Below are 520 nucleotides of genomic sequence, written 5' to 3' on the forward strand. Positions count from 1 at the left end.
AAAGTCGATGATTGGGGTGAAGTCGTAACAAGGTAGCCGTATCGGAAGGTGCGGCTGGATCACCTCCTTTCTAGGGAGACATACACCAAGCCAAGAGCTTGGATGTCACTTAGGTCGACACTTTGGCACCTAACATTGTTCGGTTTTGAGAGATCTGTTATCTACAAGATAATAATTTCTCATTATATTAAATGGGCCTATAGCTCAGCTGGTTAGAGCGCACGCCTGATAAGCGTGAGGTCGGTGGTTCGAGTCCACCTAGGCCCACCATTTAATACATGGGGGCGTAGCTCAGTTGGGAGAGCACCTGCCTTGCAAGCAGGGGGTCAGGAGTTCGAATCTCCTCGTCTCCACCATTTAGTATTTGACAGCGAGTCTGTGATATACTAATTGTTTGTTCTTTGAAAACTGCATAGAAGATAATTATTATATATTTGTAAGGTCATCTCTTAGAATTTCTAAGTAGGTTGACCCGAGCACATAGGAAATAATTCTCTGACTTAATGGTGACGTACATGAA

General features: G+C 44.0%; 2 tRNA genes and 1 rRNA gene. All 3 read left to right on the plus strand.

The annotated features are described in order from the left end of the window. A 16S ribosomal RNA gene (locus AAA071_RS09485) occupies window positions 1–70 on the plus strand; the annotation flags it as partial. Window positions 71–193: 123 nt separating this feature from the next. Then, window positions 194–270 (plus strand) — tRNA-Ile (locus AAA071_RS09490). Window positions 271–280: 10 nt separating this feature from the next. After that, a tRNA-Ala gene (locus AAA071_RS09495) sits at window positions 281–356 on the plus strand. Window positions 357–520: the final 164 nt, after the last annotated feature.

It is taken from the genome of Veillonella parvula, assembly GCF_040097785.1.
GTDB classification, from domain to species: domain Bacteria; phylum Bacillota; class Negativicutes; order Veillonellales; family Veillonellaceae; genus Veillonella; species Veillonella parvula_D.